Below are 257 nucleotides of genomic sequence, written 5' to 3' on the forward strand. Positions count from 1 at the left end.
AGTTGGTTAGAGCGACGGACTGTTAATCCGCAGGTCCCCCGTTCGAGTCGGGGAGGGGGAGCCAAGTTTCTTGATAATAACGATTCCCCCTTAGCTCAGTTGGTTAGAGCGACGGACTGTTAATCCGCAGGTCCCCCGTTCGAGTCGGGGAGGGGGAGCCAATCGTTATAGTGTAATTCCCCCTTAGCTCAGTTGGTTAGAGCGACGGACTGTTAATCCGCAGGTCCCCCGTTCGAGTCGGGGAGGGGGAGCCAACA

General features: G+C 56.8%; 2 tRNA genes. Both read left to right on the top strand.

The window, feature by feature from the left end:
* The first annotated feature begins 84 nt into the window (after positions 1-84).
* Positions 85-161 (top strand) — tRNA-Asn (locus C1E24_RS20680).
* A gap of 16 nt (positions 162-177) precedes the next feature.
* Positions 178-254, top strand: a tRNA-Asn gene (locus C1E24_RS20685).
* The last annotated feature ends 3 nt before the right edge of the window (positions 255-257 follow it).

Source organism: Pseudoalteromonas phenolica (assembly GCF_005876835.1).
GTDB lineage: Bacteria > Pseudomonadota > Gammaproteobacteria > Enterobacterales > Alteromonadaceae > Pseudoalteromonas > Pseudoalteromonas phenolica_B.